This window comes from Streptomyces sp. NPDC058279, from assembly GCF_042881255.1.
Taxonomy (GTDB): domain Bacteria; phylum Actinomycetota; class Actinomycetes; order Streptomycetales; family Streptomycetaceae; genus Streptomyces.
The window spans coordinates 1-14,465 of the sequence record NZ_JBHVYA010000035.1; the positions used below are offsets into that span (position 1 = coordinate 1).

The window sequence follows — 14,465 nt, forward strand, 5'->3', positions numbered from 1 at the left end:
GAGCGGGTTGTACCACGCTGCGCGTGGTACAGAGTGAGCCGAGCCGCTTCGCGCCTCGCCGGCCGCGCGCTCCGCGCGCCAGGGAGGCGGCGCGCTCCGCGCGCCGGACCGGCCGTCATTCGCTGCGCTCATTCCGGCCCCAGACCTCTGGGTAGAACGGAATTTGGTGCCGGGTGGTGCCGGGTGGTGCTGTTTTCGCTGGTCAGCGGCTTGCGGGTAGCGGTCGGTCTACACCACTTTTCCACAGGGGCGATCCAAAGCTGCTGGTCAGCGGCCCGGCACCTAAAACGGGTTTTGGTGCCGGGCCGGTGCCGGGTGCTCATTTTAGGTGCGTTCCGCGTGCGTTTGGAAGTGCGTTTCACTGAGTTTTCCACAGGGCCGATTCGAACTTCCGTTCCCCGGCACCAAAACCCGTTTTAGTCCAGGAGCAAACAGCATGAGACTCCTGACCCGCGTCGGAGAGGCCGTCAGGGACGCCTGACCGCCTGACGACTGACGGACCCTCCGGAGCGACACGGAAGCGGCTGTGGCGGTCACTCAGGCGCCTTGCCGGGCACGCCTCTTGCGGAGGGCCGCTCCCAGGACAGGATTCATCTGTAGGTCTTTCAGCCCCAGCTCGATGAGGACGCGCAGGATCTCTGCCTTCTCGACCCTCCGGCCGGTCACCCGCCGCATCTCCAGGGCCAGCTCATCGAAATTTGCTGCCTCGTCCGGACTGAGGAGCACCGTGAATTTGCTGGGCTTGGGCGCCTCCTCTTCTTCCTGAGGAGGCGAGGTCACCTCTCCCGAGGTGCGCGGGGGCGGGGGCGTGTTCCCCTCGAACCGGTTGCCCAGGTCGGCCAGCAGCAGGGCGTTGACCCCGCTGGGGTCGAGGGGGGCGTCTTCGGTGCTCACGCGGGTGTCTCCTTCATGTACCCGGCCTTTGTAGCCAGGTCTCGGTACAGGCCCGCCACGTCGGAGGACGGGGCGAATTGGTGGATGGTCAGTCCCTTGCGCTTCGCGCGGGACAGGGCGGTGCGCATCGGGATCGCGCCGAGCACGGGGAGCGCCATCCCCTCGAACGCCTCCCACACGCGCTTCTCGATGCCTGAGAGGGGGCGGGCCACCCGGTTGATGACCAGGCCGCGGTAGGTGGGTCCCGGCGCCCGTACCTGCCGCGCGAGGGTGGACACCTGCCCTACAAGGAGGGTCAGCGCGTCGATGGAAAACTCATCCAAGTCCACGGGCACGATCACCTCGTCCGACCACAGCAGGGCGTTGTCGGTGTCCACGTCCAGGGCAGGCCGGCAGTCGGTGAGGACGTAGTCGTAGTCCGCCTCGACGTGCTCCAGGACGCGGGCGAGGCAATACTCCTTCGCCGCGCGGACCGAGTGGAGATACCTGGGCAGCGTGAACATGTCGAGCGCGGAGGGGAGCAGGTGGAGCCCCGAGGAGTGGTGGCGGATCATGCCGCGCACGTCGGCCGGCGTGAGGCTGTCCGCATTCAGCATCGCCTGGGTGAGCGTCAGGTCGGTGCCGGGGGTCAACCGGTCGATGCGGAGCGCGGTTGTGAGGTTGCCCTGTCCGTCGAAATCCACGAGCAGGACACGGTGTCCGGATGCGGCCAGCGTGCCGCCCAGATGGAGGGTCGTGGTTGTTTTGGCCACGCCCCCCTTCTGGTTCAGCATCGCAACGCGAGTGGGTGCCATGGCGCGCACCCTACCGCGTCAAGTCCCCACTTGGACGCCATCGACGCATGATCAATGCAGGTCAACAGCCTGTTGCCGTCATAACGGCAATACGGCATGCCGTCATGACGGCTGCTGACGACGGGAGTTGAGGGCGGCGCACAGGGGACCGGGCCGGGGCGCGAGACTGTGAGGGTGACTGAGCAGCGCCGCCCCCTGGGCATCGGCCCCCGCCTGACCCCCGCGCCGGACGGGCCGGTGCGGCGCGGGCGTCTCGCGGCCGAACTGGCCGCCCCCGACCCGGCGGTGCCCCCGACCGCCGAGACCGTGCCGCAGGCCGACGTGAGCCCCGGGCGTCGCGTGCTCGGCGACGGCGGGAGCGCGCACGGCTAGTCGGTGCCGGCCCCGGCCGGACCGGCGTGGACGACCACCACGCGGACGGGCCGCAGACTCGCGCCCAGAGCCGCCACGGTGAACCCGTTCTGGATCGGGTCGGCCCACTCCGGGGCCGCGTGCGAGACGTACGCGACCGTGACCGCGACGCCGAGCACAACGAGCGCCAGGAGCACCGGTATGAACCGGCGGAGCTGTGAGCCGGCCTCAGGCGAGTGAGGCGACTGGAGATCGGTCTCGTGCGTCATCGGTTGGTCCCTTCGGGAGTGCTGCGGGCGATCCGCAGGACATGGAGCTGCGCTCACCCACCCCTTAGGGAGTGGAACGCGCGGTAGACAGCACCCCGGCCGAAGAAACCTCTCCTTGGGGTGGCAGCAGCACCGTGCCGGACCGAACACCAAGCCACGCAACACCGCCCAACGGCTTTCGCCAGTCCACGCCCGTCCGCCTCTCTCCTTCCTCTCCCTCTCCACAGTCAATGTCTGCCTAGTCACCAGCCGAGATCCCGAGCCTGACCAGCCAAAATGCAGCGCCGCAGATCGAGCAGCTTCCCCCTAGGCTTCCCCCTAGGCGTCCCCCCAGGTTTCCCCCTAGGCGTCCCCCCAGGCTTCCCCCCCCCGGCTGCCCCCTCTCCCGGTCCAGGAGACCGCCGCGAGACTGCCGTTGTGACGGCATGCCGTCACAACGGCAGTCATTCGTATGTGCGGTGAGGGTTCGGCCGGGGACTGCGCCAGCCCCCGGCGGTGACTGGTGACTGGGGCCGGTGAGTCGCGGTGGTGACCGGTGACCAGGGCTGGTGAGCTGCGGTGAGTCACAGTGGTGACGTCCCCGGTGCAGCTCAGAGCCTCGTTGCCGTCATGACGGCATAACGGCATGACGGGGTGCCGTCATGCCGTCAGTCGCTAGAACGGGGCGTCTTCGCCCACTTGGGCATCCACGTACGCGGTGAGGGGAACGCCGTCGACGTCGCCGCCGTCGGCGTCCTCTTCCTTGCAGAACTGGCAGAGGTCCCCGTCCCGGGCACCCTGCCCCCGCCGGAGACCACGCCAGCAACGGGCGCAGTACACGAGTGCCTCGTGCTCGCCCATCACGTACTCGCGCGCCGAGAGGACGTACGGCTGCATGCAGTCCCGCAGCAGGGAGGAGAGCAGCGACAGGTGATCATGCACCTGGGTGTACGGGGTGACGTCGATCCGGCGCCGCACCTCTGCGGTCGGCCACCCGTACTCGCTCACGATCTGCCGCAGCAGCCGGACCGCACCCCAGGTCTGGCCCTTGTCCTTCGGGTCCCACCAAGAGGCGGCCGACAGGACCGAGTACGCGAGGTCCTCCTCCGCGTTGCGGCCGATCGGCACGGGGTTGACGTGGTTCATCACCAGCAGTCCGGACTGGAGGACATAGCAGTCCACCCGGCGGCCGATGTACCGATCACCCCGCCGCGACCGGGCCGAGTCCCGCTCGAACCGGACGAGCATGGGCCCCGTGCACGCGTCCCCGTGCGCCTCGTGCGCTTTCTTCGACGCGCCGCACAACCTGCCGACCAGGTGGGCGCGGTGCACGACCACCGTGTCCCGGCTGAGGCTGAGGGCCGCCGCGGTTTCCTGCACCGACATCTGGCCGGACCACGTCCGATCGGCGTGCGTGGCGTACAGGACCAGGATTCGCCGGCATGTCGGGTCCGGAACGGTGATGGCTGCAACCCAGTCCAGGGCGGTGCGCATCTCCTCGATGGGCACCTCCGCCGGGGCGCCGACTCGCGCTCCCTCGACCGGGGTGCGACGGTCCGGCATGATCCGCGAGTGCAGGACCAGGACCGCGAGATGGTTTCGTGTCGCCCGCTCCCCCAGACCCACTTGGGCGCCGAGGGCGGCGGTAGTGATCGGGCCGCCACCAGCCTCATAGTGCCTGTTCAGAGCATCAAAGAGGGCGATACAGGGTGGACAGTCGTCGGGCAGTTTCTCGGGGTTCAGCGTCACCCGGGCGGGCCTTCCTGACCCCGGGATGGGGTCGGTCCAGCCACTGCGTTGTTGCAGGGATCGGATTCTCCCCTACACTCGGCAGTGACTTATGCGAGTCAAGGCGAGCCCTTCGGAGTAGGTGTTGACGCACCGGTGATCCCGAGGGGTTCTCGCCATTTTTGGGCCGTTTTCGTCACCCGTCGTAACGGGTGTCGGACAGGCTACGCCTGAATCAACGTCAGGCGGTAACGGGCAATGCGCCGCAGGCCGCCGTCATGTGCTGGCCGGGCCGTCGTACTGGCGGACCACAATCCGGCGGTGCGGGTGGTCCAACTGCACGTCATGGACGTGGACCATGACCGCGTGCAGCGCTCCCCCGGACGCGGTGCCGAACGCGAGCAGTTCGCCGTCGTCCACGGCGTGGATGCGGTAGTGGATCGTGTCGGCCTCGCCGGTCACCGGTGAGGCGTCGGCCAAGGGCTGGCCTTGCCATAGATCGCTCATGACTCCCCCTTCTTCCTGGATGGCGCCTTGGCCCTCACCTCGATGCCCTCCTCAGCCAGCCAGCCGTACAGAGTGCGGGAGCTGACGCCCGCGAGCGCGCGGATGCGGCTCCGGTTCGCCCCCGCTTTGACGGCGGCCAGCGCTGCGGACCGCAACTCGCGGTCGAGTTCGGTGATGGTCTCTGCGCGGCGGAGGGATACCTCCGCCACCACGCGCAGGGCTTCGGCCTGCGCTTCTTCCGGGATGGCTGGCATAGGGCGAGGGTATCGGCAAGGCTCTGCCAAAACAACAACATGACCACAGTTGTTTCCGAGGGGCTTTTGCCGTAGCGTTCTTCTTGTCAGGCCGACCGGGCAACTACCGGGAGGTACCGGGCATTTCTATGCCGACTGACCACAACTGAAAACGGCCCCCGGGCGGTGTTGGAGCACCGCGCCGAGGGCCTGAGACGACACCCCTGAGATGGACAGGAGGTGCGGTCCTGTGACGGATCGTATCGAGAGTGTGCAGAACCTCGCCCCGGCGGCCCCGGCCCCGGCGGCGGTGCCCTACCTGTGGCTGATGACGGTGCAGATCCAGACCCCGCGTGGGTTGGCCTACCTGACGCGGAGCGGGGCCTACCCGCTGGTGCCGGGCCGGGACACGCGGACGTCGGCGTACATCGAGCTGCTGCGGATCATGCGGGAGCAGACCGGGATCGCCGACGGCGACTCGCTCGCGGTCCTCGCGTTCGTGCTGGAGCCGGACGCGCTGGGCGGTGCGGCATGACGTACTCCCACGATGAGGCGGCGGCGCGGATCGCTGCGGCGAACGCGGCTGCGGCTGCGGCGGAGGCCGCGCGGCAGGCGGTAGAGCGGATCCGGGAGCAGATCGCCCGGCAGCAGCAGGCGGGGGGTGCCCAGTGACGCGGACAACGCGGGTGGTGCCGGTGACGATGGCCGGCCGGACGCATCAGGTACCGGTGGCAGGGGCGTCTCTGCCGACCGACTGGCGGGGCCGGGCGCTGAACGTGGCGCTGGCCGTCACCGGTCTGCTGACGGTCGCCTGTGTCATCTGGTCGACGGTCAGCATCGGTCGTCTGCTGGGCGGTCACATGGGCTACGTCGGGGCGTCGGTCTTCGATGCGGCGTGGCTGGTGGTGATCGTGTTGGAGGTCTACCACCGCTACGACGAGGAGCGGCGCCGGGCCGCCCAGTGGATCGGGTGGGCGCTGCTGGCGGTGTCGATGGCGGCGCTCGCCGGGTACGGCGTCAAGGCCGGTGATCTCGGGATCGCGATCGGCGGTCCGGCCGTCTCGTTGGTCGCCAAAACCCTCTGGATGGCCGTACTCGGCGCGGTGCACCGGGATCTGTCGCCGGTCGCGGCCGGGTGGGTCGCGGCGGAGCGGGACCGCGCGTACGCCGAGCTGGCGATCGCCGGAATCGACCTGGAGGTGACCCGGGCGCGCGCCACGGCCGCGCAGCACCGTGCGGCGCTGGAGGAGATGTACGGGCCACTGGCCCTCACCGCGGATTCGTCCGCCGAGATGCCGGTCGTCATCGAGCGCCAGGAGCAGCCGGAGCCGGAGCACGAGCGGCTGGATACCGGGGCGCGGCTGCTGGAACGGGCGGCGGCCGACCAGGCACGGGCCGCCCGGAGTCTGGACGACGCCTATGCGGCCGGGGTCCCGGTCCGGGAGGTGTGGGCGGGCGCGGAACGCCTCCGGAACAACCGCTCTGCGGTTCCGGAACCTGCGCCATCGGTGCAGGTCAGCGCGCCGGAGGTAGCCGGGATGTCCCGGCCGCGCCCGGAGGAGCCTCCGGAGGAGCGGGTGCCGGAGCAGCGCCCGGCGAACCTCCGGAGTGCGGTCTACACCCTGTACGCGCTCGGGGTGGACGACGTGGACGAGATCACCGCTCGTCTGTCCACGATGCTCGGGTCCGTCTCGCGGGCCAGCGTGGACCGCTACGTCCGCGAGGCGCGGGCCACGGCCGCCGCGAAGGGGCCGTGATGGGCGCGCAGATGTACGGGCCGGGCCGCTACCGATGGGCGCTGAACGCCGCCTACCGGACGTCCATCCCGGGCGGGGCGGAGGTCGCCGCCCACGGGGTCATCGACCTCGCCGAGCCGGAGTCGGCCCTCTCCATCTGCTCCCGCCTCGTGCGGGAGCTAGGCGGCCCGCAGCTCTCCGGTCTCGACTCCACCGCCGCGTTCACCATCCGGCCCGACCGGGCCTGAGACGGCGCCGGGGCCGCCACCGCGCGGCCCCGGCCACACCGAGGAGGAGACCAACCGTGGACTACCCCACCTACACCCTGACGCCCGGCCGGATCGACGTGGACGTGTCCGGTTGGGAGCTCTCCGGCCCCGACGTCACCGACTGCCACCGGGAGTTCTGGCCGCTCGACCGCAACCGCGACATCGAGGCGGCGATGGAGTGGGCGGAGTCGGTCATCGGCTCCCGGCAGGAGTGGCGCCACACCCGCCGCGACGGGTTCGACCGCTGGGAGGCGTAGTGGGCCGCCGGAGGCGCCGCTACCGGCTCCGGCTGGCGGACGTGCCCACCACGCCGGTCGACCCCGTACCGGGCCAGCTCGCCCTGTGGGAGACCCCGGTCCCCACCAGCCAGAACGCCAAGTCAGGTCGCGGAATCGGCTGTTCAACTGTCGGATCCCGGTCCTAGTCTCACGGGGAGTGATCTCCCCGTGACGGGGCCCGGCGGGATCTGCCCCCGCCGGGCCCCTCCTCCCACAACTCATGAGTCAGGCTCCAGGAGGTATGCACAGCATGACCACTCCAGAGACCCGCGCACAAACCGCTGACCGGCCGCCCGAGGCCGATTGGGCACCGGTGACGGATGGCGGCGCGGACGCTATGGCGCCGGACGCCACGGTCCCGGCGGCGCGCACCGCCCCGGAGGCGGAGGCGCCGGTCACGACCCCCGGCGGTATCCCGGGAATCCCGGCGCTGACGATCGGCACGACCGGCACCATCACGGCGGTGTCGACGGCCGGTTTGGCGGCCGGGCCGGTCGGCGCGCTGCTGGTGGCGGGTGGACTGGCCGCGACCGCCGCTGTGGTGGCGGTGGCCCGGTCCCCCCGCGTCGCGGCGACGTCGAGCACCAGGACCACGAAGGCGACCCCGGCCGGGGCCCGTACGGCGAGTGCTGCGGGTGGCTACCGCCCCGCAGTGGGCGGCCGGATCGGGAGCTCCCGCAGCGCCGGGCGCGGTGCCGGCCGGATGGGCGGCGCGGCCCGCACGGCGGCCGGGGCCGGTCGGCGGGGCGCCGGCTCCGCCTTACGGGCCGCTGCTGGTGGCGGTGTCCGGGCGCGTGCCGGGCAGATCCGTGCGACGCGTGCGGCTGCTGCTGCGGCGCCGGTTGGGCGCCGCGAGCGGCGTGAGGGACTCACCGCGGATCGGCGCCGGGTGGCGGACACCCGCCGCGCGGCCAAGGCGGCGGCCCGCGAGCGGGCCCGTACCGCCCCTGCGGGGGCGCCGGGGTCCGCCCGGTCCCGGGGCGCCCACAAGGCCGGCAAGGGCGCTACAGCGGCCCCTACAGGCCGCCTTGGACGGATGACCCGGGCAGCCGGGCGGGGCGCTGTGCGGGCAGCAGGAGCGGCCGGTCGCGCCGGCCGCGCGGTGGGCCGCGCCGCCGGCTCGGTGTGGCCCGGCCGCAAGGGCGGCAAGGGCGGCGCGGGTTCGGGCAGCAGCACGTCGGCTCCGACCACCGCCCGCGAGCTGCGCCGCCAAAAGCGCGACGCCCGGCGGGCGAAGCGGGTCGCGGAGCGCCAGGCGCACATCGAGCGCCGGGCGCGGGTCCGTACCCGTCAGTCGGCGCTGCGCCGCTCCGCCGCGCGCCACCAGGCCCGCCGGGCGCTCGCGGCGCTGGCCGCCGCGCCGCTGGGGCTGCTGTCCCTGCTGCTGTGGCCGCTCGCGCACGCGATGCGCGTCGCGCCGCCGCAGTGGGGGCGCCGCCTGTACCGGCACCTCGCCAAAGCCGCGCAAGAGCAACGTCTTCGGCGGGACATCGAGGCGTACCAGGAACACGAGCGGGCGGAGGCGGAGGCCGCCGAACTCGACCGCGAGCGGCTCCCGGCCACGGACCGCGCCGCTGACCAGAACACCCCCCAGACCATTTCAACCCCTGTCCAGGAGGACGCCATGACCACCAACGGATTCGACTTCAGGGGCGCCGCCGAGGAGATGCTGCGCCAGGCCCAGAGCGCCGAGCCCGGCGGGATGATGAACGTCATGGCGGCGTTCGAGACGCTGCCGGAGGCGATCGGCCTGATCGCCGAAACTTTCGCGGTCGTGGCCGGCCGGTCGGCCGAGGACATGCCGCTGGAAGCGCCCGTGACCGACGCGATCACCGAGCTCTACAAGGCACTGGCCGGGTGCGTGGAGCACGCCGCCGAAATCAACATCGCGTTCAAGACCGCCCACGAGGCGGACATCCGCCGGCACGTGGACCCGCGCCCGGGTGAGCAGGCGTGGGACACCAGCGCCCAGGACCAGTAGCCACCACCACCGCGCCCGGGGCCGATGCGGCCCCGGGCGCCCCACTGCGGGAAGGAGAGGGACGATGACGAAGAAAACGGCGCCCGAGACGGCGCACCTCGCGATCGACTGGGTGGCGGGCCACGGCAACATCAGTGCACCGGTGGCGATGGCGACCACCGCCGCCGCCACCGCCACCCTGGGCGCCTGGGCGGGACTGCCCGGGGCGTGGCCGCTGGTGGTCGGCGCGGTCGGCGCCGCCGCGCACGGTGTCGGGGTGGGCATCCGCAAGCGGCTGTCCGGCCCGAGCCTCGCCGCCCGCGCGGCGGGCTGGTTGCTGGCCTCCGGCTGGTCCAGCGCCGTGATCTGGACCGACCCCACGTCGTGGGACGGCTCCGGCTGGTGGTCGGCGTTCGGTTCGCTCGGCGCCATCACCCTCGCGGTCGGTGCCGGCCTGGTCCGCGCCGACGTCCACGAGGAAGCGCTCGACGAGACGCGCCGCGCCATGCACGCCGCCATGACCGAGGCCGCCATCACCCGCGCGGACTGGGCGGTGGTGGACCAGTGGATCGCACTTATCCGCGCGGTGGCACAGGTGGAGGTCACCCCGGCCGGGTTTGACTGGCGCAAGGACAAGAGCGGGTTCGGGCTCGAAATCGCCCTGCCGATCGGGTATGCGTCCCAGCGGTTCCAGGGATACGCCGCCTCGTTGGCGGAGGCCGCGCGGCTACCGGTCGGCTGCCTGGTGAGCATCAGCAAGGCGCGCAAGCAGGGGCACGTGATCCTGGACGTGGACCTGGTGGACACCTCCACCGTGGTCACGGAGTACCCCGAGGGGTTCGAGCCCCTCAGCATCATGTCCGGCATCCCGTGGGGTCTGAACCGCGTCGGGGAGGAACTGACGGTCCACATGCGGCAGGCGTGCGCGCTGATCCTGGGGCCGCCCGGGACGGGCAAGACCACGCTTCTGGACGGGATTCTGGCCGGGTTCTCGCGTTGCAACGATGTGCTGGTGTTCGGCATCGATGTGGGCAAGAAGGGCGATGCGTTCGTGCCCTGGGTGACTCCCTGGATGGAGGGCCAGAAGTACGTACAGCCCTTGTCTGGCACGGCTCGTTTGCCCGAGACGACCCGCCAGGGCGTGGACTGGATCGCTGCAAATCTGGCCGAGGCAGACCTGATGCTGGACGCTCTGATCGCAATTGCGGAGCATCGCCTAGACGCCTACCGCGAATTGATGCGACAGCAGAACACGAAGCTCCTGCCCGTCAGCGCGGACATCCCCATGATTTTCTGTGTCGTGGACGAGGGCGCGGAAATGCTCGCCTATCAGGGAATCGATCCTCTGCGAAGCCGCGTAAAAGAAAAGCTCGTTTCCGTCATGCGGACCACGCGCGCGATGGGAATCCGTCTGATCCTCACGGCCACGGACGGAAACCTCTCCAGCCTCGGCGACAGTGCCGTCCGAAAGTACTCGCCGGTGCGTATTGCACTTACCTGTACCGACCCGGAAGGCGCAGGCGTGGCAAAGCTGTTCGGGTCCATTCGCGGACTGGATGCTTCACAACTGACGGCGGAGGGATCCGGAGTTATCGGAGCGGCCACAGGAGTCAAGACCGGATTCGCGCCGCAGCCTTTCCGCACGTGGGTTACCGCGCCGTCTCTCGCGCGGGACGCCTGCCTTGCCACGCAAGATCGGCGGCCCGTTTTGGACGAGCCGTCCGTCCGCGCGGCGGGGGACGCCTACCGGGACCGGTGGAGTCCGGCGCGGATCGCGTGGCTCATCGGGGACCAGGAGCCCGCGGCGACCCAGGCCGCGCCCGCCGGCGGGCGGTTCCTGCTGCCGGGAGGTCGGCCGATGACCTCTCCCGAGGAGCTGCGCGCCCGGTTGCAGAACCGGGGCAAGGCCCCCGAGGCTCCGGCCCCGGGCGGCCCCGTGGACCAGGACGCGGCCATGGCCAAGTTCCTGGAGGACCTGGGCAAGCTGCCCGAGGTCGAGGAGCCCGGCTCCAAGCCCCCTTTGAAGCCGTTCCGGGGGCTCGAAGGGCTCCGGGTGAAGGGCGGCGAGCCGGGGGCCGGCACCGCGTCGGAGCCGTCCGCGCCGGACTGGAAGGAGCTCGCCCGCAGGGTCGTCTGCGACTCGGGGAAGTGGCTCGGCACCAGCGGCGTGCTCGCCGTTCTGGAGGGGCGCGGGCTCACCGTCAACCGCTCCACCTTGGCCACCGAGTTGAGCGCGATGGCCCGCCGGGGCGAGATCGCCAAGCGCGGTTCCGGCCCGCAGACGGAGTACGGCGCCCCCATGACCGAGGAGAACTGATGAGCAAGGACATCGAGTTTGAGCGCGACTCGCTGGTGGCAGTCGCGGAGGCCCTGAGGGAGGGCGACCGCGAGCGGGCCAAGCAGCTGCTGAGCCGCCTCGCGGCCGAGGGGGACCCGGAGGTGGTCGCGGAGATCGTCCGGCAGACCAATCACACCGAGTAGTTGTTGTCGTTGTTGTTGTCGGGCCCCTCCCCACCAAAACCCGCCCCGGCGGGTCGGGGAGGGGCCTTTGACGTGGGCTGACAAGGGCAACAACAACGACAACAACAACAAGGCGACCGCCCCGCCGCGACCCTGGGTGACCAGACCTCTTCTCCGGCTATCGCGGAGAAAGAGGTGTCGGCGCGGCCGAGGGGCTTGCCCACGGGGTCTGATCTGCGGGTATGAGGGGTGTCCGATTTGGGGGGTTCCCACCTCCGGTCACACCTCCGGTGCAACGCCTAGTGCACCCCTGCAAGCAACCGTGGAGCCCCCCTTCGGTGCAACCCCAAACCTGGGGCATGTCCCCCGCCCGGTGCCCCCGTGCGGGGGTGGGCAAGCCTCCCTGGGCAAGCCCCTGCCGACCCTGGGCAAGCCTCGGTGGGCAAGCCTGCGGGGCCACCCCTTCCGGGTGAATCTGGCGGGACCTGACGCTGACGCTGACGCTGACGACGAGCGGTACATGTACCCCCCGCCCCAGGTCAGAGCGGGGTCCTGACACCGGTCCTGACGTCAGGTGTCAGGTTGTCCCCTGGCTGTCACATGGGCTGTCACATGGGTCGGGCTGTCGGCGCGACACAGGCCCTGTGACCTGTGTCGGGACCCGCCGACCCCCCTGTGTGGGGCGGGCGTGACAGGTCGAGGGGACAGCAGGCTCGGCGGCCGGCTCCGGACAGGTTCCCCACCGCCATGGGCACCGCCACACCCACCGCCATGGCACCGCCACGCGGCCGATCCCATGGCGGTGCCATGGCGGTGCCCATGCGGTGCCCATGCGGTGCCCATGGCGGTCCGCGTGGCGGTGCTGACACCTGACGCTGACGCCGACGTCGAGCGGTACATGTTCCTCTGTCCCAGGTCGGAGCGTGGTCCTGACGTCAGGTGTCGGGGCGGGTGTCAGGCCCGTTCCGTGGTCCGCTGGGAGCACGCTGACAGTCCGCTGGGCATCCGCTGGGAGCATGCCGGCCGGCGGACCGGTGAGCCCTCCCAGCGGACCGCCAGCGGACTCCCAGCGGACTGTCAGCGGGTGCGCGGGGGGCCGCTGTTGGTCTCAAGGAGCGGGAATTAATCCGTTTGTGTCGGCGGCTTGACTTTGAATAGGCGGCGCTTTTACGGTCCTTGCCCAACGGCCTTTGTGGGGTTGTTCGGAGTGAAAGGGGCGCTAATGGGACCGGTATCTGTAGAGGCGCAATATGAGTGCGAGGATTGTGGGAGTTGGGCGCCGTGCTCTGCATGCGGGGCGCATTTTTGCTGTGATGAGTGCGGGGCGTGCGGTGGCGGGTGCAGGTGTTATTGTTCCTGCCCGACGATGCGGGAAGATGCCTGGGAATAGGTACTCCCGATGACAAAGGCCCGGCCCCTGTTGGGGGTTCGGGCCTTTGTTTATGTGGTGGTCAGTATCAGGCGTTGTTGTACGTCTTGTTGGGCGCCGGGGGGTCCGGGGACGATGCGGCGGACGGAGAGGAGGGCGGAGCCGAGGCGGGTCCGGTAGGCGGGTTCGACGTGGTGCCAGCAGTGGTGGGCGTTGTCCACGGCCGTCCGGACCGCCGGGTCCGTGTGCGGCACGCCGGCGCCCAGCAGGGTGCCGGCCCTCTGGAGCCAGAGGTGGCAGGCGTCCGCGTACCGCCCGGCGCGGTAGGCGAGATCCGCACGGATTCCGGTCCAGTGCGCCGCCTGGGGGGAGGAGGGCCCGTGCTCGCGCAGCGCCTCCGCCTCCAGGGCGGCGACGATGGCGTACGCCTCGGTGTGGCGGCCGTCCGCCCATGCCTCCGCCACGGCCTGGCTGTAGTCCACGGCTCCGGGCTCCTGCTCGTCCGGCTCCGCTTCGGGCTCGGGCGCCGGAGGCGGCTCGCCGGGGACGGCGGCCGGGGCGGTGAGCCAGTGTGTGGTGGCCGGGGGCAGATCCGCGGTGGCCGTCACGTAGGCGTGCAGCTCGGCGTGGGGCGGGGCGTGCTGTGCGGCCCGTAGGGCGGCCGTCAGGGCGTGGGTGTAGGCGGGCGCGGCCCGGGAGGCGGTGGGCGCCTGCACCGTGCCGTACAGGGCGTAAGGGCCGGTGAGGAAGTCGGGATCGACGTCGAAGGCCGCCCACGCGGCCGGGGTGCCGGCCACGAGATCGGCCACGACCACGGTCTCGACGTCCGGCGGGCGAACGGCCAGCTCGGCGCGGAGCCAGTCCCAGGGCAGACCGGAGTACCGCAGCGTCCGGGACGTGCTGTGGCTGATCGCCATATGGGGGCGGCCCTGGCGGTCGTCCAGGGCCAGGAGGCCGCCCAGGTAGACCAGCAGCGGCCCCGGCGCCATCGCGGCCGTACGCAGGTGGGCCAGCAGTACGTGCGGGTCCGTGGGCGCCGCCACCTGCACCACATGAGCGGTCGGCGCGGTCGTCAGCACCGCAGGTGAGACCGCCGCCAGACCGGCCGTGGCCTCCACCACGGGCCAACGCCGGCGCCACGCCGGGGACGGGTCGGCGGCCACTATCAGCACGTGTCCGGGTTGTTCCATGGCGTGACGATACAACCGAGGTGCCCCCCAAAGGAATTGAAAAATCGCCCGACAACTCCCGCAAAAACATTCCGAATTCAAACTCTGCATTTCGTTTTGCAAGACACGGAAAATAGCGACATTGAGAATAACCCATGCAATATCAAGGGGACTTGACAAGCTAAATACCCGTCAGATATGTTGCCCTTGCAACGAAGAGACCCGAGCCAGACCAACTGGCCCGGACCCCCTTCCCGTTGCCGGCCGCCCGCGAAGCGGGCAGGGGCAAGGAGCGAAGCGACTGCCCCCCAGGCATGAAATGCCTGGTCAGAGCCCGCGCAGCGGCGATCCGGCCGCAGGCCGGCCCCGCCGAAGCGAAGCGCCGGCGCCCGGGGGCGAAGCCCCCGGCCCTAAGGTCCGCGCAGCGGACCTCAATTGCGGGTGCGAAGCGCCCGCACCTCCCTGGCAC

Annotated in this window: 16 protein-coding genes; 9 read left to right on the plus strand and 7 right to left on the minus strand. The window is 70.8% G+C overall.

The window, feature by feature from the left end; genetic code table 11:
• Positions 1-537: 537 nt before the first annotated feature.
• Positions 538-894, minus strand: a complete 357-nt coding sequence (locus ACFVXJ_RS30755) for a hypothetical protein (protein ID WP_389666699.1) — start codon at positions 892-894, stop codon at positions 538-540.
• Positions 891-1,688 carry a ParA family protein gene (locus tag ACFVXJ_RS30760; protein WP_389666701.1) on the minus strand — a complete coding sequence of 266 codons (798 nt, stop codon included), beginning with the start codon at positions 1,686-1,688 and terminating at the stop codon, positions 891-893. Before ACFVXJ_RS30760 ends, ACFVXJ_RS30755 begins: the two co-directional genes overlap by 4 nt.
• Positions 1,689-1,862: 174 nt before the next feature.
• Between ACFVXJ_RS30760 and ACFVXJ_RS30765 the strand changes: the two genes are divergently transcribed.
• Positions 1,863-2,060 (plus strand): hypothetical protein, encoded by a 198-nt coding sequence (locus tag ACFVXJ_RS30765; RefSeq protein WP_389666703.1) that lies wholly within the window; start codon positions 1,863-1,865, stop codon positions 2,058-2,060.
• Here the strand turns inward: ACFVXJ_RS30765 and ACFVXJ_RS30770 are convergent.
• The 4 genes from ACFVXJ_RS30770 to ACFVXJ_RS30785 all read right to left on the minus strand — a co-directional run bounded on the left by ACFVXJ_RS30770 (position 2,057) and on the right by ACFVXJ_RS30785 (position 4,776).
• The gene (locus ACFVXJ_RS30770; protein ID WP_389666705.1) at positions 2,057-2,308 is read right to left on the minus strand and encodes a hypothetical protein; all 252 of its coding nucleotides are present in this window, start codon (positions 2,306-2,308) and stop codon (positions 2,057-2,059) included. The genes ACFVXJ_RS30765 and ACFVXJ_RS30770 overlap by 4 nt on opposite strands.
• Positions 2,309-2,962: 654 nt before the next feature.
• Positions 2,963-3,850, minus strand: coding sequence for a hypothetical protein (locus ACFVXJ_RS30775; protein ID WP_389666707.1), 888 nt, complete (start codon positions 3,848-3,850; stop codon positions 2,963-2,965).
• A gap of 441 nt (positions 3,851-4,291) precedes the next feature.
• Positions 4,292-4,522: a hypothetical protein gene (locus ACFVXJ_RS30780; RefSeq protein WP_389666709.1), complete on the minus strand. Its 231-nt coding sequence runs from the start codon at positions 4,520-4,522 to the stop codon at positions 4,292-4,294.
• Positions 4,519-4,776, minus strand: a complete 258-nt coding sequence (locus tag ACFVXJ_RS30785) for a hypothetical protein (protein WP_389666711.1) — start codon at positions 4,774-4,776, stop codon at positions 4,519-4,521. Before ACFVXJ_RS30785 ends, ACFVXJ_RS30780 begins: the two co-directional genes overlap by 4 nt.
• A 229-nt stretch (positions 4,777-5,005) precedes the next feature.
• Between ACFVXJ_RS30785 and ACFVXJ_RS30790 the strand changes: the two genes are divergently transcribed.
• The 8 genes from ACFVXJ_RS30790 to ACFVXJ_RS30825 all read left to right on the plus strand — a co-directional run bounded on the left by ACFVXJ_RS30790 (position 5,006) and on the right by ACFVXJ_RS30825 (position 11,479).
• The gene (locus tag ACFVXJ_RS30790) at positions 5,006-5,290 is read left to right on the plus strand and encodes a hypothetical protein (RefSeq protein WP_389666713.1); all 285 of its coding nucleotides are present in this window, start codon (positions 5,006-5,008) and stop codon (positions 5,288-5,290) included.
• On the plus strand, positions 5,287-5,427 hold the full coding sequence (locus tag ACFVXJ_RS30795) for a hypothetical protein (RefSeq protein WP_389666714.1): 141 nt from the start codon (positions 5,287-5,289) through the stop codon (positions 5,425-5,427). The genes ACFVXJ_RS30790 and ACFVXJ_RS30795 overlap by 4 nt, the downstream gene beginning before the upstream one ends.
• Before the next feature lie 56 nt (positions 5,428-5,483).
• Positions 5,484-6,512 carry a hypothetical protein gene (locus ACFVXJ_RS30800; RefSeq protein ID WP_389666716.1) on the plus strand — a complete coding sequence of 343 codons (1,029 nt, stop codon included), beginning with the start codon at positions 5,484-5,486 and terminating at the stop codon, positions 6,510-6,512.
• Positions 6,512-6,739: a hypothetical protein gene (locus tag ACFVXJ_RS30805; RefSeq protein WP_389666718.1), complete on the plus strand. Its 228-nt coding sequence runs from the start codon at positions 6,512-6,514 to the stop codon at positions 6,737-6,739. Before ACFVXJ_RS30800 ends, ACFVXJ_RS30805 begins: the two co-directional genes overlap by 1 nt.
• Positions 6,740-6,795: 56 nt before the next feature.
• Positions 6,796-7,017 carry a hypothetical protein gene (locus tag ACFVXJ_RS30810; protein ID WP_389666720.1) on the plus strand — a complete coding sequence of 74 codons (222 nt, stop codon included), beginning with the start codon at positions 6,796-6,798 and terminating at the stop codon, positions 7,015-7,017.
• A 358-nt stretch (positions 7,018-7,375) separates the two neighbouring features.
• On the plus strand, positions 7,376-9,019 hold the full coding sequence (locus ACFVXJ_RS30815; protein ID WP_389666722.1) for a hypothetical protein: 1,644 nt from the start codon (positions 7,376-7,378) through the stop codon (positions 9,017-9,019).
• A 148-nt stretch (positions 9,020-9,167) separates the two neighbouring features.
• Positions 9,168-11,315: a hypothetical protein gene (locus ACFVXJ_RS30820; RefSeq protein WP_389666724.1), complete on the plus strand. Its 2,148-nt coding sequence runs from the start codon at positions 9,168-9,170 to the stop codon at positions 11,313-11,315.
• Positions 11,315-11,479, plus strand: a complete 165-nt coding sequence (locus tag ACFVXJ_RS30825; protein ID WP_389666726.1) for a hypothetical protein — start codon at positions 11,315-11,317, stop codon at positions 11,477-11,479. Before ACFVXJ_RS30820 ends, ACFVXJ_RS30825 begins: the two co-directional genes overlap by 1 nt.
• 1,419 nt (positions 11,480-12,898) lie before the next feature.
• Here ACFVXJ_RS30825 and ACFVXJ_RS30830 read toward each other — a convergent pair.
• The gene (locus tag ACFVXJ_RS30830; protein ID WP_389666728.1) at positions 12,899-14,017 is read right to left on the minus strand and encodes a hypothetical protein; all 1,119 of its coding nucleotides are present in this window, start codon (positions 14,015-14,017) and stop codon (positions 12,899-12,901) included.
• Between the last annotated feature and the right edge of the window lie 448 nt (positions 14,018-14,465).

What these genes read in the sequence shown, in the direction of transcription:
- ACFVXJ_RS30780 (WP_389666709.1), bottom strand. Translation starts at nt 4,522, where the DNA reads ATGAGCGATCTATGGCAAGGCCAGCCCTTGGCCGACGCCTCACCGGTG.
- ACFVXJ_RS30775 (WP_389666707.1), bottom strand. Translation starts at nt 3,850, where the DNA reads ATGCCGGACCGTCGCACCCCGGTCGAGGGAGCGCGAGTCGGCGCCCCG.
- ACFVXJ_RS30785 (WP_389666711.1), bottom strand. Translation starts at nt 4,776, where the DNA reads ATGCCAGCCATCCCGGAAGAAGCGCAGGCCGAAGCCCTGCGCGTGGTG.
- ACFVXJ_RS30830 (WP_389666728.1), bottom strand. Translation starts at nt 14,017, where the DNA reads ATGGAACAACCCGGACACGTGCTGATAGTGGCCGCCGACCCGTCCCCG.
- ACFVXJ_RS30795 (WP_389666714.1), top strand. Translation starts at nt 5,287, where the DNA reads ATGACGTACTCCCACGATGAGGCGGCGGCGCGGATCGCTGCGGCGAAC.
- ACFVXJ_RS30820 (WP_389666724.1), top strand. Translation starts at nt 9,168, where the DNA reads ATGGCGACCACCGCCGCCGCCACCGCCACCCTGGGCGCCTGGGCGGGA.
- ACFVXJ_RS30825 (WP_389666726.1), top strand. Translation starts at nt 11,315, where the DNA reads ATGAGCAAGGACATCGAGTTTGAGCGCGACTCGCTGGTGGCAGTCGCG.
- ACFVXJ_RS30805 (WP_389666718.1), top strand. Translation starts at nt 6,512, where the DNA reads ATGGGCGCGCAGATGTACGGGCCGGGCCGCTACCGATGGGCGCTGAAC.
- ACFVXJ_RS30815 (WP_389666722.1), top strand. Translation starts at nt 7,376, where the DNA reads ATGGCGCCGGACGCCACGGTCCCGGCGGCGCGCACCGCCCCGGAGGCG.
- ACFVXJ_RS30770 (WP_389666705.1), bottom strand. Translation starts at nt 2,308, where the DNA reads ATGACGCACGAGACCGATCTCCAGTCGCCTCACTCGCCTGAGGCCGGC.
- ACFVXJ_RS30760 (WP_389666701.1), bottom strand. Translation starts at nt 1,688, where the DNA reads ATGGCACCCACTCGCGTTGCGATGCTGAACCAGAAGGGGGGCGTGGCC.